Annotated in this window: 12 protein-coding genes; 4 read left to right on the top strand and 8 right to left on the bottom strand. The window is 46.6% G+C overall.

Annotation, left to right across the window (positions count from 1 at the left end; all coding sequences use genetic code 11):
* Window positions 1–78: 78 nt before the first annotated feature.
* The gene (gene hutI, locus WG943_RS00195; protein WP_340406001.1) at window positions 79–1,350 is read left to right on the top strand and encodes an imidazolonepropionase; all 1,272 of its coding nucleotides are present in this window, start codon (window positions 79–81) and stop codon (window positions 1,348–1,350) included.
* Window positions 1,351–1,432: 82 nt separating this feature from the next.
* Window positions 1,433–2,410: a formimidoylglutamase gene (gene hutG / locus WG943_RS00190; RefSeq protein WP_340406000.1), complete on the top strand. Its 978-nt coding sequence runs from the start codon at window positions 1,433–1,435 to the stop codon at window positions 2,408–2,410.
* Window positions 2,411–2,559: 149 nt separating this feature from the next.
* On the opposite strand, the gene WG943_RS00185 is transcribed toward hutG, so the two are convergent.
* The 8 genes from WG943_RS00185 to WG943_RS00150 form a co-directional block, all read right to left on the bottom strand.
* Entirely contained in the window at window positions 2,560–2,970 is a 411-nt protein-coding gene (locus WG943_RS00185) for a hypothetical protein (protein ID WP_340405998.1), read from the bottom strand.
* Window positions 2,971–3,011: 41 nt separating this feature from the next.
* Complete coding sequence (locus tag WG943_RS00180; RefSeq protein WP_340405996.1) at window positions 3,012–3,950, bottom strand: DUF1835 domain-containing protein; 939 nt, start codon at window positions 3,948–3,950, stop codon at window positions 3,012–3,014.
* A 103-nt stretch (window positions 3,951–4,053) separates the two neighbouring features.
* Complete coding sequence (locus WG943_RS00175; protein WP_340405994.1) at window positions 4,054–4,827, bottom strand: SMP-30/gluconolactonase/LRE family protein; 774 nt, start codon at window positions 4,825–4,827, stop codon at window positions 4,054–4,056.
* Window positions 4,828–4,979: 152 nt separating this feature from the next.
* The gene (locus tag WG943_RS00170) at window positions 4,980–6,092 is read right to left on the bottom strand and encodes an AMP-binding protein (RefSeq protein WP_340405993.1); all 1,113 of its coding nucleotides are present in this window, start codon (window positions 6,090–6,092) and stop codon (window positions 4,980–4,982) included.
* 267 nt (window positions 6,093–6,359) lie between these two features.
* Window positions 6,360–6,815 (bottom strand): DoxX family protein, encoded by a 456-nt coding sequence (locus WG943_RS00165; RefSeq protein ID WP_340405992.1) that lies wholly within the window; start codon window positions 6,813–6,815, stop codon window positions 6,360–6,362.
* A gap of 209 nt (window positions 6,816–7,024) precedes the next feature.
* Window positions 7,025–8,725 carry a 2-succinyl-5-enolpyruvyl-6-hydroxy-3-cyclohexene-1-carboxylic-acid synthase gene (menD, locus tag WG943_RS00160; RefSeq protein ID WP_340405990.1) on the bottom strand — a complete coding sequence of 567 codons (1,701 nt, stop codon included), beginning with the start codon at window positions 8,723–8,725 and terminating at the stop codon, window positions 7,025–7,027.
* 178 nt (window positions 8,726–8,903) lie between these two features.
* On the bottom strand, window positions 8,904–10,085 hold the full coding sequence (locus WG943_RS00155; protein WP_340405988.1) for an isochorismate synthase: 1,182 nt from the start codon (window positions 10,083–10,085) through the stop codon (window positions 8,904–8,906).
* Window positions 10,086–10,267: 182 nt separating this feature from the next.
* Window positions 10,268–10,690 carry a hotdog fold thioesterase gene (locus WG943_RS00150; RefSeq protein WP_340405987.1) on the bottom strand — a complete coding sequence of 141 codons (423 nt, stop codon included), beginning with the start codon at window positions 10,688–10,690 and terminating at the stop codon, window positions 10,268–10,270.
* Between the two features lie 57 nt (window positions 10,691–10,747).
* On the opposite strand from WG943_RS00150, the gene WG943_RS00145 reads away from it, so the two are divergent.
* Window positions 10,748–11,407: a histidine phosphatase family protein gene (locus WG943_RS00145; RefSeq protein WP_340405986.1), complete on the top strand. Its 660-nt coding sequence runs from the start codon at window positions 10,748–10,750 to the stop codon at window positions 11,405–11,407.
* A gap of 87 nt (window positions 11,408–11,494) precedes the next feature.
* Window positions 11,495–13,192 (top strand): pyruvate dehydrogenase complex dihydrolipoamide acetyltransferase, encoded by a 1,698-nt coding sequence (locus WG943_RS00140; RefSeq protein ID WP_340405985.1) that lies wholly within the window; start codon window positions 11,495–11,497, stop codon window positions 13,190–13,192.
* Window positions 13,193–13,218: the final 26 nt, after the last annotated feature.

The following is a 13,218-nucleotide window of genomic DNA, read 5'->3' as shown; positions in this document are numbered from 1 at the left end:
TCAGAGGAAGGGCAGTAGCTATAGACTAAGAATAATATAAATTCAGTATCAACATTAAAGGATATAATACATTAATCTATGGAAACCTCAGCATCAACCTATACATTACTCGGCCCATTCTCTCAGATCCTGACGATGGCAGAACTACCTGAAAGTGGAGCCATAGCAGATGAGGAATTGAAGGTGCTGGAGGATGCCGGTGTGTTGATAAGCAACGGGGAGATTATCAGGGTTGATGACTACATTAAGCTAACACAGGAGGCCGAACAGTACGATTACGCAGTAGAAGTAATAGAGGAGCCGCTGGTGCTTATGCCTGGTTTGATTGATGCCCATACCCATATCTGCTTTGCCGGTTCCAGGGCCAACGATTATGCCATGCGTGTAGCTGGTAAGTCATACTTGGATATTGCCAAAAGCGGAGGCGGTATACTGGACAGCGTTCGCAAAACAAGAGAGGCCACTGTAATTGAGCTCGTTGAGCTTTTAAAGCAGCGCTGCGACCGCCATTTGCAAGAAGGCGTAACTACCTGCGAAGTAAAGAGTGGCTATGGCCTGAGTGTGGATGAAGAGATAAAGATGTTGGAAGCCATACAGTTGGTGAATAAACATCACGCCATAGACCTTATCCCAACTTGCCTGGCTGCCCACATGCGCCCACCAGAGTTTACCGATTCCAAGGCCTATTTGCAAACTGTTTTAAACGAACTCCTACCCACTCTTAAAGAACAGAACCTGGCAAACCGTGTAGATATTTTTGTGGAGGATACGGCTTTCACAGAAGATGACTCCGCAGAATATTTGCTGGCCGCAAAAAAAATGGGATTTGATATAACCGTTCACGCAGACCAGTTTAGCACCGGAGGAAGCAAAGTGGCGGCAGCTGTTGGTGCCGTAAGTGCCGACCACCTAGAGGCAAGCGAAGAGCCCGAAATCGAGTTACTAAGAACTGCAGGAGTAGTGGCTACCGTTTTACCAGGTGCCTCACTGGGTTTGGGTATGCATTATGCTCCTGCCCGAAAAATGTTGGACGGAGGGCTCTGCCTGGCCATCGCCACCGATTGGAACCCAGGCTCCGCACCAATGGGTGACCTGTTATTGCAGGCTGCTTTACTTGGAGCCTCCGAAAAACTAACAACAGCAGAGACACTGGCAGGCATTACAACACGTGCAGCCCGGGCTTTAAACCTGACCGACAGAGGTCAGCTTGCAGCTGGGTATAATGCAGATATGATCGCCTTTCCGACACAGGACTATAAAGAGATTTTATACTTTCAGGGTAAACTTAGACCAAGTAAAATATGGAAAAGCGGGAAACCTGTAATTAACGGGGATTTAAATGATCAATAGTACTCTAGCTAATTTTGAAGCTCTGGATCTAAAATCATGGTAAGTGTTAACTGTTTAAGCAGTTTTATTGGAAGTTGATTAAATGTATAAACCCTCCACAAAAAACGCCTGGGTTGGCCGCACCGATTCTCTGGATGGAGCTCAGGGTGTGCGCTGGCACCAGGCTATTCAATTCTTAAACCTTTCTGAACCCATACCTGGTGTAGAACAAGGAGAGGTGGCTTTTGCCTTTTTAGGTTTTTGCAGCGACGAAGGCGTGAACCGGAACATGGGCAGGGTAGGAGCCGCCACCGGACCTGCTGCCTTGCGCTCAGCCATGGCTTCTTTTGCGCATCATTTGCCACAACATGTGCATTTATTTGATGCCGGCGATGTGATCTGCACCAACCAACACCTGGAGGAGGCGCAGGAGCAGTTAGGCAGGAAAGTAGCTTTACTATTAAAGCATGGTTACAGGCCACTGGTGCTCGGCGGCGGACATGAAATAGCCTATGGCCACTACCTTGGTTTAGAGCGTGCAGTAGCTGGTAAAACCTTAGGTATCCTAAATTTTGATGCCCATTTCGACCTCAGAAACTATGCGCAGCAACCAAGTTCTGGTACGCCTTTCTTACAGATTGCCGATAGAAGCCATGCCCATGGGGATGCCTTAAAGTATAAAGTAATAGGTTTACAGGAGTACGGTAACACACGCATCCTTTTTCAGACTGCAGATAGGTTACGCGTTGATTATACTTTTGCAGAAGATGTACAGCCACATAACCTGCCACAGTTAACCGCTCAGCTTAATAGGTTTTTAGATGCAGTTGATAAAGTTTACATAACCGTAGACCTGGACGTGTTCGCTGCTGGCTATGCGCCTGGTGTAAGTGCCGTTAATGCCCTTGGTTTACAGCCAGAGGTAGTACTGGCGCTATTAAAAACTGTAGCAAAAAGCGGCAAATTGTTAAGTATAGATATAGCAGAACTTAACCCGGCTCTTGATATTGACAACAGAACAGCGAAGTTAGGTGCGGCTATACTTTACCAGGTAGTAAGCAGCTGGAGTAAGGCGCAGTAGCAATAGGTGTGAACCTGTTGTTTAAGGTACTTCGAGAAATCTGGAGCATTTTACAGGACCATAATATTTCAGATTTCTTACCAGCGTCCGAAATAACATTAGTAAGGTAAAAGCCGCCCTGTTTATACTTTGAAGGCGGCTTTTTTAAGTTATTTACAAATTTTAAACTTTGTCCAGTAGGTAGTGTCGCTTGTTTTCACTTCTATCAGGTAGGTATCGGGTTTCAGTTTGCCTACGTTATAGCTCCAGTTTGTTTTATTGCCGGCTATAATAACAGGTTTCTTAAAAACTACCTTTCCGGCGGGGTTTTTTATCTCCAGCGTGGCATCCTCGTCCAGTTCCTGCGAGAAATCCAACTGGAAAGTGCCCTTAGCGGCGGGCAGCAAATGGATGCCTGATAACGTCTCTTTACTACTTTCATTGCCTGCTGCCTTGTCTGCTGTAACCAATATATGCTCCTGTGCCGGAGGGTTTATTTTCTGATGCTGTGCCTGAGTTGTTAAAGCTAAAGCCACTAAGGATAACCCTGCACCTAGGCCTAATGCATACTTTTTCATCATCTTCCTTCTCCTTTCAATTTAAAGTATAAGTATAGCATCTGTTACTGCATATTTGGGGCCAGATTTTCTTGAATTACCAGCTGTTCTTTCTTTTTACTGTAACACCATTTGGTGCCAGGCTTTACTTGTGTGCCTCCCAGCCACTTTGGTACAGGAGTAAAGGCGGCATTGCCTCTTAAAATCTGCTGTGCAAGCTTTGTGAGCTGCAGGTTTGGTGCTTTTGAGATTAAATCGGGTTGTAAACGTTCCAGGATGTGCTGTAGCTGCGAGTCGCCGAAGCCATAACCGGGTTCCTTTTTCCAAAACCGCTGCATCATCAATTCAAATGTGTCTGCACCGCTTTCTATCAGCTCCAGAAGTACGGTTTCGGGGTGGCTAAGGCCAGAGGTACAATCCGGGAAACGCCTGAGGTGCAGGTGCAAGGCATCTCCTGTGTCTGGCAACAGCAGCTTGTGCTGGAGCAGGTAATTTTGTAATTGTAAAGGGTCTGGACTTGCATAAAGTTGCCAAAGTTGCTTTGCCTGCTGAAGTTGCTCCTGCGTCTGCATCTGGCGGTTCTCAAAAATCCGGTGCAATTCTTCAGATGTTAAATAACCTATACTTTTTCCTGCCTCCGGCGTGCATACCGATACAACAGCTGGTTTAACCTGGCTTAGCTTCTGCAGCAGGTAGAGCAGATTTACCTGGCACATCAGGTCTGAGTCGAACCAAAGTATAACCTCAAAAAAAGCATGTGCATTGTCAAGCTTTGAAAGCGCACTCAGCGCTTTCTGCTTATAGTTTTCTGTACTTTCCTGGTAAGTTTCGCAGATATACTTTTGCCGGTGCTGCCAGAATTCGTGCTCAGGTATAATGCCAATGGCAGGCCCTTCGGAGAGAACCTCACGCCAGACCAGCACCTGGCCCGGAAAGTTTGCCTTCTCAAATACTGGTAATGTGGCATCGCCGTTAAGAATGTGCAGAGAGGGAAGCTTTTTCATAGTTTTACAGGCAAATATGCTCTAATATAAAAGGCAGCTGCCACATAAGTTATGTGCAGCTGCCTTGCTTTAACATTATAGCGGAATCTTTAAAACGTTTTTCTTAGCGGTTTAGTCTATAAGCTACTACACGATTATCTTTAAATGTGGGCACAAACAATAGGCCTAACCTGTCGGAGTAGCTGATATCTGCAGCATTTATGTTTTGTTCGCTGGTATCCAGGATGCGCCAATTTTTGCCTTCAGGGTTCACAAAGTATACTTCGCCCTGCCAACTGGACACCAGGAAGCCTTCATCAATTTTGGCAATACCATCAGCAGATTTTATACCTGTGGTCCAGTTGCTCCACCTTTGGGTTTCAGGGTCCAAAAAGCTGACATCTCCATTAAACCCCACAACCATGCGGTTACCATCTACATAAATACCGTTGGGCCTGTCGCGTTCTGTGTTCTTCAGCCAAGTGGTAACGCGGCCGTTCCTTAGTTGATAAATGCGTTTCTGGGCCGAATCAGTTACATATACTTTGCCACTCTCATCAACAGCCACATCGTTTAAAAACGTTGCCCCGTCTGCCTTATAGCGCCCCAGCACAGCACCGGATTGTGTAGAGATGGCTACAATTTCATCCAGATCTGCCACATAGAGCACGTTGTTGTGCAGCGCCAGACCTTTAGGGTCGTTAAGGCCGGTTATCCAATACAGGTTGTTTATCTTGCCTGCAGGAGTAAGCGTGGATATAAAGCCATCGCCGTCTTTTTTTGAAGAAGAATTTTGGTTGATGTTAGACACATAAATTACGTTTCGTGCCGGATCAAATAAGGCAGATTCTGGGGTGCGGAGGGTGTTGTCTGTAGCCCAGGCTTCTTGTAGCTGCACAGGAACTTTGGAGGAGAACAAGCCTCCGCTGCAGTTACTTAATAAAACCAGGCATAAAAAAGAGCACACACTCGTAAGTATAGATCTCATAGAATATTCTTTTGATTTATACTTTGTACGGGTGTATGCCCTGCCTGTGTTATACTTTCGTCTTATTCCGTGAAGAGACCAAGCTTCTGCAGTGTGCGCTGGCGCGATAACTTACCGGTGGCTGTTTCGGAGAAAGAGGGGCTGTAGTAAACTTCCTTTGGTACCTCAAATTTAGGCAGCTTATTGCGCAGGCGCTCTATCAGCAATGTTTCGTCTTCAGCAGAAAAAGCTGCACCTTCCATAATCAGCACTACTTTCTCTCCTAATAATTCGTCGGGTTGCGGTGCTATAAAGAAGCGGGGAGAGTCTGTTAAATCAACAAAAGCCTCTGCTATTGCCAACTCTACTTTCTCGACCTGTACTTTTACGCCGCCAGAGTTTATCACATTGTCTACACGCCCAATCCATTTAAATCGTGTTTTCGTGAGTAACTCTACAATATCATTGGTTACCAGTAATTCATTGTCCGTAACATCACCTTTTATGGTAAGGCAGCCACGTTTATCTAAGCCAACTTTTATACCCTCCAGCACTTGGTAATAATCGGCAGCCTCCGTACCGTTAAGGCGGCGCAGGGCTATGTGCGAGGCAGTTTCTGTCATGCCGTAGGTATGGTAAACTGGTGCCTGTATGCTTTGTAATTCTCGCTGCAAGTTAGGGCTTACCGGTGCTCCTCCAACCAGAATGCCTTTCATGTTATTTAGCTGCGGTAAAGCCTCCGGCATCTCTTGCAGAATCGTTTGCAGCTGCATCGGCACAAAAGAAGCGAAAGCTATTTTATCGTCGCGGTTTACCAACGTAAATGGGTTGCCGATTGGCTCCACGATCACCATCTGCAGGTCTGCCATAAAACCACGGGCCAGCATCATCATACCGGCAATATATTCTGTGTTCAGGCAAACCAGCATCAAATCACCCTCTTGCAAGTTTAGCAGGCTGATGGTACGGCGTGCGCTTGCTTCTAGTTGGGCCCGCGACAATATTATGGTTTTGGGAGTGCCCGTAGAGCCGGACGTTTGAATCGGAAATTCCTGAATACCATTTAGCCAGCTACGGCAAAACTCCAGCGTTTTCGTTTCATAACCGTTCAGGGGTATACTGTTTCGGAAAGAGTAATTGGCAATTTCGTCGTAGTAAAACTTTTTACCGTTCAGCAGCAGGAAATCTTCAGTCATGTGTTACACAGCATATATCGCATGGCATTAAGCGCCATAACGGAGGTAAAACTCAATTTAAATTAGAATCTTACGATCTGCTGCAAAAATGGGAGAGAAGAATCTCTAAAACAAACAAAGCGGGTTTAGAATGTATAAATAATATTAAAGGCTTACAAGTATCGAACTTGTTCTTTGGCAGGATCAGAAAGTAATCAGAAAGTATAGGCACACAGATTTTCTATGCCTGCAAGGCTGTGCTAACCTACCTCATGGGTAGCAAAAGAGCTAGTAGAGCCAGTCTTTTTTCGGCTTGCGGATAAGACGGTCTACAGAGAACTTGCCAGAGCCATAAATCAGGAATACAATCAGCAGCACCAGCACGATAATGGACGACCACAGTTCTGTGTTTTCTGAGTAGAAACCTCTTTCTGGATTAATAAAGAAAACGGCACCCAGCAGTATCGGCAACTGGAAAAGTATAGCTACCCTTGTAATCAAGCCAATGGCAATAAACAAGCCCCCTACCAAATGTGCAAATCCTACGTAATGCGCTAAGCCTATAGATACCCACGGGAACTGGCTTTTGCGCAGTATTTCGAATAAAGCAGGCGTATCGCTTAGAAACATGATGCCCTTTGCAAATAAAAATATTCCCAGCCCCATTCTAATAAAATCAACCCAAATAGGATGGTGTGTATCAGCCCAGCGTTCTACGCGGTTCATATCGTGAGTTAAGTTCATGGCTGAAAATTGTTTAGTTATACAATTGATTAACATTATGTTAAACGTTTTTAACTATAATTTGGACGTAGATTTGGGGATGAGTTTGGGGAGGTTGGACCCGGTGCTGCAGCACAAGCGAATCTAAAAACTCGCACGCACCCTACGTCAGCAGCTGAATGCTGGCGCTAGTTGATCAATTTTTAATGATGCTTTGAGGGGGCAGTAGTCTAAAACGCTATACTTCTAACGGCTCTTCTATACTTCTCAAATACCTCCGCATTATCAGGACTATCAGTAAACACCTCAAGTATGCCTGCACCTGCCTCTGCTGCAAAAAAAGCCGGAAGCGCTTTCTCTAACTCCTCTAAAGTGCGCACAGCTGTATACTTCATTTTAAAATCATTGGCCGTATTCTCAGCATTTAGTGCTTGGGTGGTTTCAAAGTATGGCTCTAATTCCGGTTGCTGCTTTGGTCCGTCTATCAACCTAAAAATGCCACCGGCGTGGTTGTTTAGCAGTACGATGCGCAGGTTCTGAGGCAGGTAATTATGCCATAAGCCGTTGCGGTCGTAGAAAAAGGCCATGTCGCCGGTAAGCAGGGTGTTGATTTTTGTACTGGTAAGGGCGCAGCCAACTGCGGTGCTGGTGCTGCCGTCTATGCCGCTGGTACCCCGATTGGCAAATACCTCCACTTCCTGATCAGGTTTTAAGCCGATGATGTTGGCATAGCGCACCGCCATGCTATTAGCCAGATGCAGGTTGCTTTTGTTAGGCAACTGGAGCAGTACCTTAGCTACCACACTTAACTCGCTGTATACGGCCCCGGAAGTATAGGTTTCTAAAAAAGCACCGGCTTTCTCATTCATTCCTAACCAGGCATTTCGGAAAGCGCTTTTTGTTTTGGTGCTGCCTGATAAAGCGAAGAAAAAGCTTTGCGGCGTACACCTAATCACTTTGGTAAGCGACTTAAATGTATCGGCTACCTGGCCATCTTGCTGAACATGCCAATGTGCCTGCGGTTTATACTTGCGTAAGTATAGTTTCAGGCTTTTAGATATGATGGAGTTACCAAACGTAATTAGCAGGTCTGGTTGTAGTTGCTGCAGCTTCTCCGCGTCAGGGCAGGCCAGAAAAACGTCCTGGTATCGCACAGCACCCGGCATTTGGTGAATGTTGCTGATCGTATCGCCCACAAAAACCGCACCTGTTGACTGAGTAAACGCATATAAGCCTTTTTGTTGATGCAGATCATACTTTCCCTGGCCAGCAACCACAAGTATGCGGCTATACTTTAGAATCTCTCCCTGCAGTTTTAGAGATGCGTTCTGAGAAAGTATAAATTCCTGCTCCTCCTCTTCAATTATTTTTACCTGTGAGTCATACTTCAGCTCCTCGTCAGGGGCTGGGTAAAAGGGCTCGCGCAAAGGCACATTCACATGTACCGGACCAGCAGGAAAAGCAACAGCTGTATTCAATGCCTCCGATAGCATTCGTTCGCTAAACCAAACAGCGTCCGGGTGGCTAAAATCAAGCGGGAAAGTATAGCTTTGTTTGATGTGCTGCCCATAAACATTTTGTTGCCTAATTGTTTGCCCATCCAGCTGGTCAATCCATTCGTTAGGGCGATCGGCGGTAAGTATAAGCAGTGGTACGTGCTGGAAAAAAGCCTCTGCCACTGCAGGAGCATAGTTTAAAGCTGCCGTACCTGATGTACACACCAACACCGTTGGCTTGCCTGTTGTAAGCGCCATGCCTAAAGCAATAAAGGCTGCTGCACGTTCATCACTCACTGTTCGCACATTAAAGCCACCATGCCGTGCAAAAGCTATAGTGAGCGGCGCGCACCTCGATCCTGGCGACAGTACCACGTTCTCAACACCTTTTTTGGCGCAGATTTCAGCAATATTTACAACAGGTTGGATGATCATGGGCTTAATTCAATGAGTAAATGAGTGTGTGAGTGAATTTAGGAATGAATTGTGGGTATTGTTAAAGACTTTTTGTCATTTCGAACGCAGTGATAAATCTGAAATATTGCAAAAAGCACCAGATTTCTCAGCGCGTTCGAAATGACAGCATGAGCAGATTATTCATTCACTCAGTCACTCATCCAAAATTAGCCAATATCCTTCGCATTGTCTGCATTTTGTGCTGCGTTTCATGCCACTCCTTCTCCGGGTTGGATTCGGCGGTAATGCCGGCTCCGGCGTAAAGTATGGCTTCTTGGTTGCGCAGTTGCATGCAGCGTAGGTTTACGAAGATATGGGTGCCAGCGGTACTGTTTACAGGCCCCAGGTAGCCGCTGTAGTAGCTGCGGTTATAGCTTTCGTGGGCAAGTATAAATTGCAGGGCTGGTTCTTTAGGCAAGCCGCAAACAGCAGAGGTAGGGTGCAGCAGGTGCAGCATGTCTGTGCCCAGCGTCGGGAAATCTACTTCTTTCAAATCTACCTTAAAATCGGTGCGTAGGTGCATCAGGTTTCCGGCAATTACTGTACGGGGGCCAACCTCGGTGTACTCGCGCAGGCGCAGGCTTTTAAAGCAACTCAGGATATAACGCTCCACCATGCCCTGTTCCTCGATCTCTTTTTGCCGCCAGATGGCATCGGCCACGTTTTCTACAGCTGGTTGTGTGCCGGCAAGCGCTACAGTCTTAAAAATCTGCTCTTCGTTTATACTTACCAATACTTCCGGCGATGCCCCCATCCAGGTGCCTATACCCGGCACCGAAACCAGCGACACAAAAGCGTTCGGGTAGGCTTGCAGCATGGCTTCAAAAGCAGCAACAGGAGAAAAAGAGTTTGGCAGGGTCTCGCTGTAATTACGCGAAAGCACCACTTTCTCCATTTCTTCGCTGGTAAAGGCTGCTACCGCTTTTTCTACGGCACCTTTAAAACCAGCTTCCGTTTGATAAGAGGCTTGTGTCGCGTCTGAACTGTGCCAGCCTGAAAAGGAGGAGGTTATACTCTGAAGAGCATCTTTATAATTTTGTGCTGCATCTGCCGGCGCATCCGTGGCGGTGGTTAATGTGCCAGTTGTGGCATCAAAACACAGATCTCCTTTGATAAACAGTTGCTGCTCCTGCCCTGAGGTATGAAAGGGGCAAAATAGAAATCCAAAAGGGCTTTGCTCCAGGTTAGGCTTACTGCCCGTGGTAAACTCCTGCTGCAGCGATACACAAGCCTGGACCTGCTCTGTTAGCGGCAATCGCCAAACAGCCACCGCTCTGTTTTGTGCGATGGCTGCCTGAAAGATGTTCTCTAAAGTATATTCTCGGGTTTCTGCACCCATGGTTAATCTTTTATGTATAATGCCGTGTTGAGCTAATTTTGCTGGATTTCCTCGCTTATCATTCTCCATTAAAGGGAGTAGGGCGATGACAAACTTATACAGCGCTTCAAAAGATCAAATCAACATTTAAAATTTATGCCTGGTATAAAACCTATCAGCTGAAGATAAAAATTCAGAAACCATCAACGAGGTTTGTCTATCACTGCCACCGTCATGCGGCTAATGCACACAGGTTCTCCGGTTTCGGTAGTGATTTTGGTTTCCCATACTTGCGTGGTTCTGCCAATATGTATAGCGGTTGCCCGGGCGTATACCCAACCCTCACGTATACTGCGTATGTGGTTGGCATTGATTTCTAAACCAACGCAGGCCTTTGTTGTTTGGTCAACGTGCAGGAAAGCGCCTATGCTTGCCAGCGTTTCGGCCAGGGCCACAGAGGCACCTCCGTGCAGTAGGCCCATGGGCTGGTGGGTACGATGGTCTACGGGCATTTTGCCGCAGATGTAGCCTTCCCCAAATTCAGTCAGCTCAATACCCAGGTGCTCTACCATGGTATTTTTTCGCCACTCATTCAGGGTATCTAACGTAATAGGATTTTTGTGCATAAGCTGCGATGTCTAAATTCGCACTTTAAAAACTAAGTAGGCAAAAGTAGAAGAATTTTGAGTATTAAGAAAGTATACATAATCCGCCACGGGCAAACAGACTATAACCAGCAGGGCATTGTGCAGGGCAGCGGTGTAGATTCTAATTTAAATGAGGTAGGGCAGCAGCAGGCAGCTATGTTTTTTCAAAAGTATAAAGACATCCCCTTTGATAAAATTTATACTTCTACGCTTAAGCGCAGCATACAATCCGTGCAGGAGTTTATCAACCTCGGGATACCACATGAGAAGCACGCAGGGCTAAACGAAATAAACTGGGGCAACCGCGAAGGCCAGCGCATCACACCGGAAGAAGATGCCTATTACTACCACGTACTGCAAACCTGGAACAATGGCGAAACGCATGTGTGCATAGAAGGAGGGGAGAGCCCAGAATTAGTTACGGCACGTCAGCGCCCTTTTATTGACCTGATGCTGAGCCGGCCCGATGAGAAAAACATACTTATTTGCATGCACGGCCGCGCCATGCGCATACTTTTAAGCAATTTGTTGCATTACCCGCTGCGCTGCATGGACCAGTTTCTGCACCAAAACCTGTGCCTGTACCAGCTCGATTTTACGGGCAGTATGTTTGTAGTTAAAAAGTACTGCGATGTAACGCACCTGAAAGAGAAAACGCCGGAACCGGATAGCTTACAGAAGCTACGAACAAATTAGCCGCATATAGTTTGAATAAAATATTTTTCGGTCTAATTTTGGGCGGATAAGAATTGACCTAATTAGGCGACTAAACAACACGATACTATGGCTGAAGTAATAAAGATGCCTAAGATGAGCGACACAATGACTGAGGGGGTGATTGCATCTTGGCTGAAAAAAGAAGGTGATAAAGTAAGTTCCGGCGATATACTGGCCGAAGTGGAAACCGATAAGGCAACCATGGAACTGGAATCATATGATGATGGCACGCTTCTTTACATCGGTCCGAAAAAAGGTGAATCTGTACCCGTAGACGCTGTGATCGCTATTATCGGTAAAGAAGGAGAGGATATCTCCGGCCTGCTTAGCGAAATTAAAGGTGGTGCTCCTGCAGCAAAAGAAGAAAAAGCTGAAGAAACCAAACCAGCAGCAAAAGAAGAAAAGAAAGAAGAAGCCAAGCCAGCAGCTGCCAAAGCTGATGCTCCGGCTAAAAAAACTACTGTAGATACCAGCAACATTAAGGCTAACGTTATTCGCATGCCAAAAATGAGCGACACCATGACAGAAGGTGTGCTTGTAAGCTGGCTGAAGAAAGAAGGCGACAAAGTAAAGTCTGGTGACGTGCTGGCTGAAGTGGAAACCGACAAGGCAACCATGGAGCTTGAGTCGTATGAAGACGGTACGTTGCTTTATACTGGCGTGAAAGAAGGCGAATCTGTAGCAGTTGATGCTGTTATTGCTGTTATCGGTGAAGAAGGCGCTGATTATAAAGCTCTTTTAGAAGGTTCTGACGCTGGTAAACAAGAAGCCACAGAGACTGAAGAAGCTGTTGAAGCCGGTGTGGAGGAAGTAACTGCTGATAAAGTAGAAGAAACCAAAGTACCTGCCGAAGGTGCTGAAGCCGGAGCTGCCGAAAGCAATGGCCGTATAAAGGCTTCACCACTGGCTAAGAAAATGGCGAGTGAGAAAGGCATTAACTTGAGCCAGGTAAAAGGTACCGGCGAGGGTGGCCGCATCGTACAGCGCGACATCGAGAACTTTAAGCCATCTGCCGCTCCACAGCAGGCTGCTGCCCCTCAGGCTGCACCAGCTGCTGCACAGGCCATACCAGGTGCTCCTTCTGATTCTTACGAAGAAGTAGCTGTATCGCAAATGCGTAAGGTAATTGCCCGCCGTCTGGCCGAAAGTAAATTCTCTGCTCCGCACTTCTACCTGACCATGGAAATTGACATGGACAAGGCCATGGAGGCGCGTGCAAGTATAAATGAAGTATCTCCGGTTAAGGTATCGTTTAACGACCTGGTAATTAAGGCTGCTGCTGCGGCACTTCGCCAGCACCCTGCGGTTAACTCGTCGTGGTTGGGTGATAAGATCCGTTACAACAAGCACATTAACATTGGTGTAGCCGTGGCGGTAGAAGAAGGCCTGCTGGTACCGGTTGTGCGCAACGCAGACTACAAGTCGCTTTCTGCTATTGCTGCTGAGGTTAAAGACCTGGGTGGCAAAGCGAAGAGCAAAAAACTGCAGCCATCTGACTGGGAAGGAAATACGTTTACCATCTCTAACCTGGGCATGTTCGGTATCGAGGAGTTTACGGCCATCATCAACCCGCCAGATGCCTGCATCATGGCAGTAGGTGGTATTAAGCAGATTCCTGTTGTGAAGAACGGCAACATCCAGATCGGTAACATGATGAAGGTAACGCTTAGCTGCGATCACCGCGTGGTTGACGGAGCCGTGGGTTCTGCCTTCCTGCAAACGTTTAAGAACATGCTGGAGAACCCGGTGAGAATATTGGTTTAAGTTTCAATAAAGTATAAAGTATGGGA

This window comes from Pontibacter sp. H249 (assembly GCF_037892465.1).
Classification (GTDB): Bacteria; Bacteroidota; Bacteroidia; order Cytophagales; family Hymenobacteraceae; genus Pontibacter.
Note: the sequence above shows the minus strand (reverse complement) of the source record. Positions and strands in the feature narration are given on the sequence as shown.

Bases quoted from the DNA above. Each gene is read 5' to 3' on its own strand.
- hutG (WP_340406000.1), top strand. From the start codon at position 1,433: ATGTATAAACCCTCCACAAAAAACGCCTGGGTTGGCCGCACCGATTCT.
- WG943_RS00155 (WP_340405988.1), bottom strand. From the start codon at position 10,085: ATGGGTGCAGAAACCCGAGAATATACTTTAGAGAACATCTTTCAGGCA.
- WG943_RS00170 (WP_340405993.1), bottom strand. From the start codon at position 6,092: ATGACTGAAGATTTCCTGCTGCTGAACGGTAAAAAGTTTTACTACGAC.
- WG943_RS00180 (WP_340405996.1), bottom strand. From the start codon at position 3,950: ATGAAAAAGCTTCCCTCTCTGCACATTCTTAACGGCGATGCCACATTA.
- WG943_RS00150 (WP_340405987.1), bottom strand. From the start codon at position 10,690: ATGCACAAAAATCCTATTACGTTAGATACCCTGAATGAGTGGCGAAAA.
- WG943_RS00165 (WP_340405992.1), bottom strand. From the start codon at position 6,815: ATGAACTTAACTCACGATATGAACCGCGTAGAACGCTGGGCTGATACA.
- WG943_RS00140 (WP_340405985.1), top strand. From the start codon at position 11,495: ATGGCTGAAGTAATAAAGATGCCTAAGATGAGCGACACAATGACTGAG.
- hutI (WP_340406001.1), top strand. From the start codon at position 79: ATGGAAACCTCAGCATCAACCTATACATTACTCGGCCCATTCTCTCAG.
- WG943_RS00185 (WP_340405998.1), bottom strand. From the start codon at position 2,970: ATGATGAAAAAGTATGCATTAGGCCTAGGTGCAGGGTTATCCTTAGTG.
- menD (WP_340405990.1), bottom strand. From the start codon at position 8,725: ATGATCATCCAACCTGTTGTAAATATTGCTGAAATCTGCGCCAAAAAA.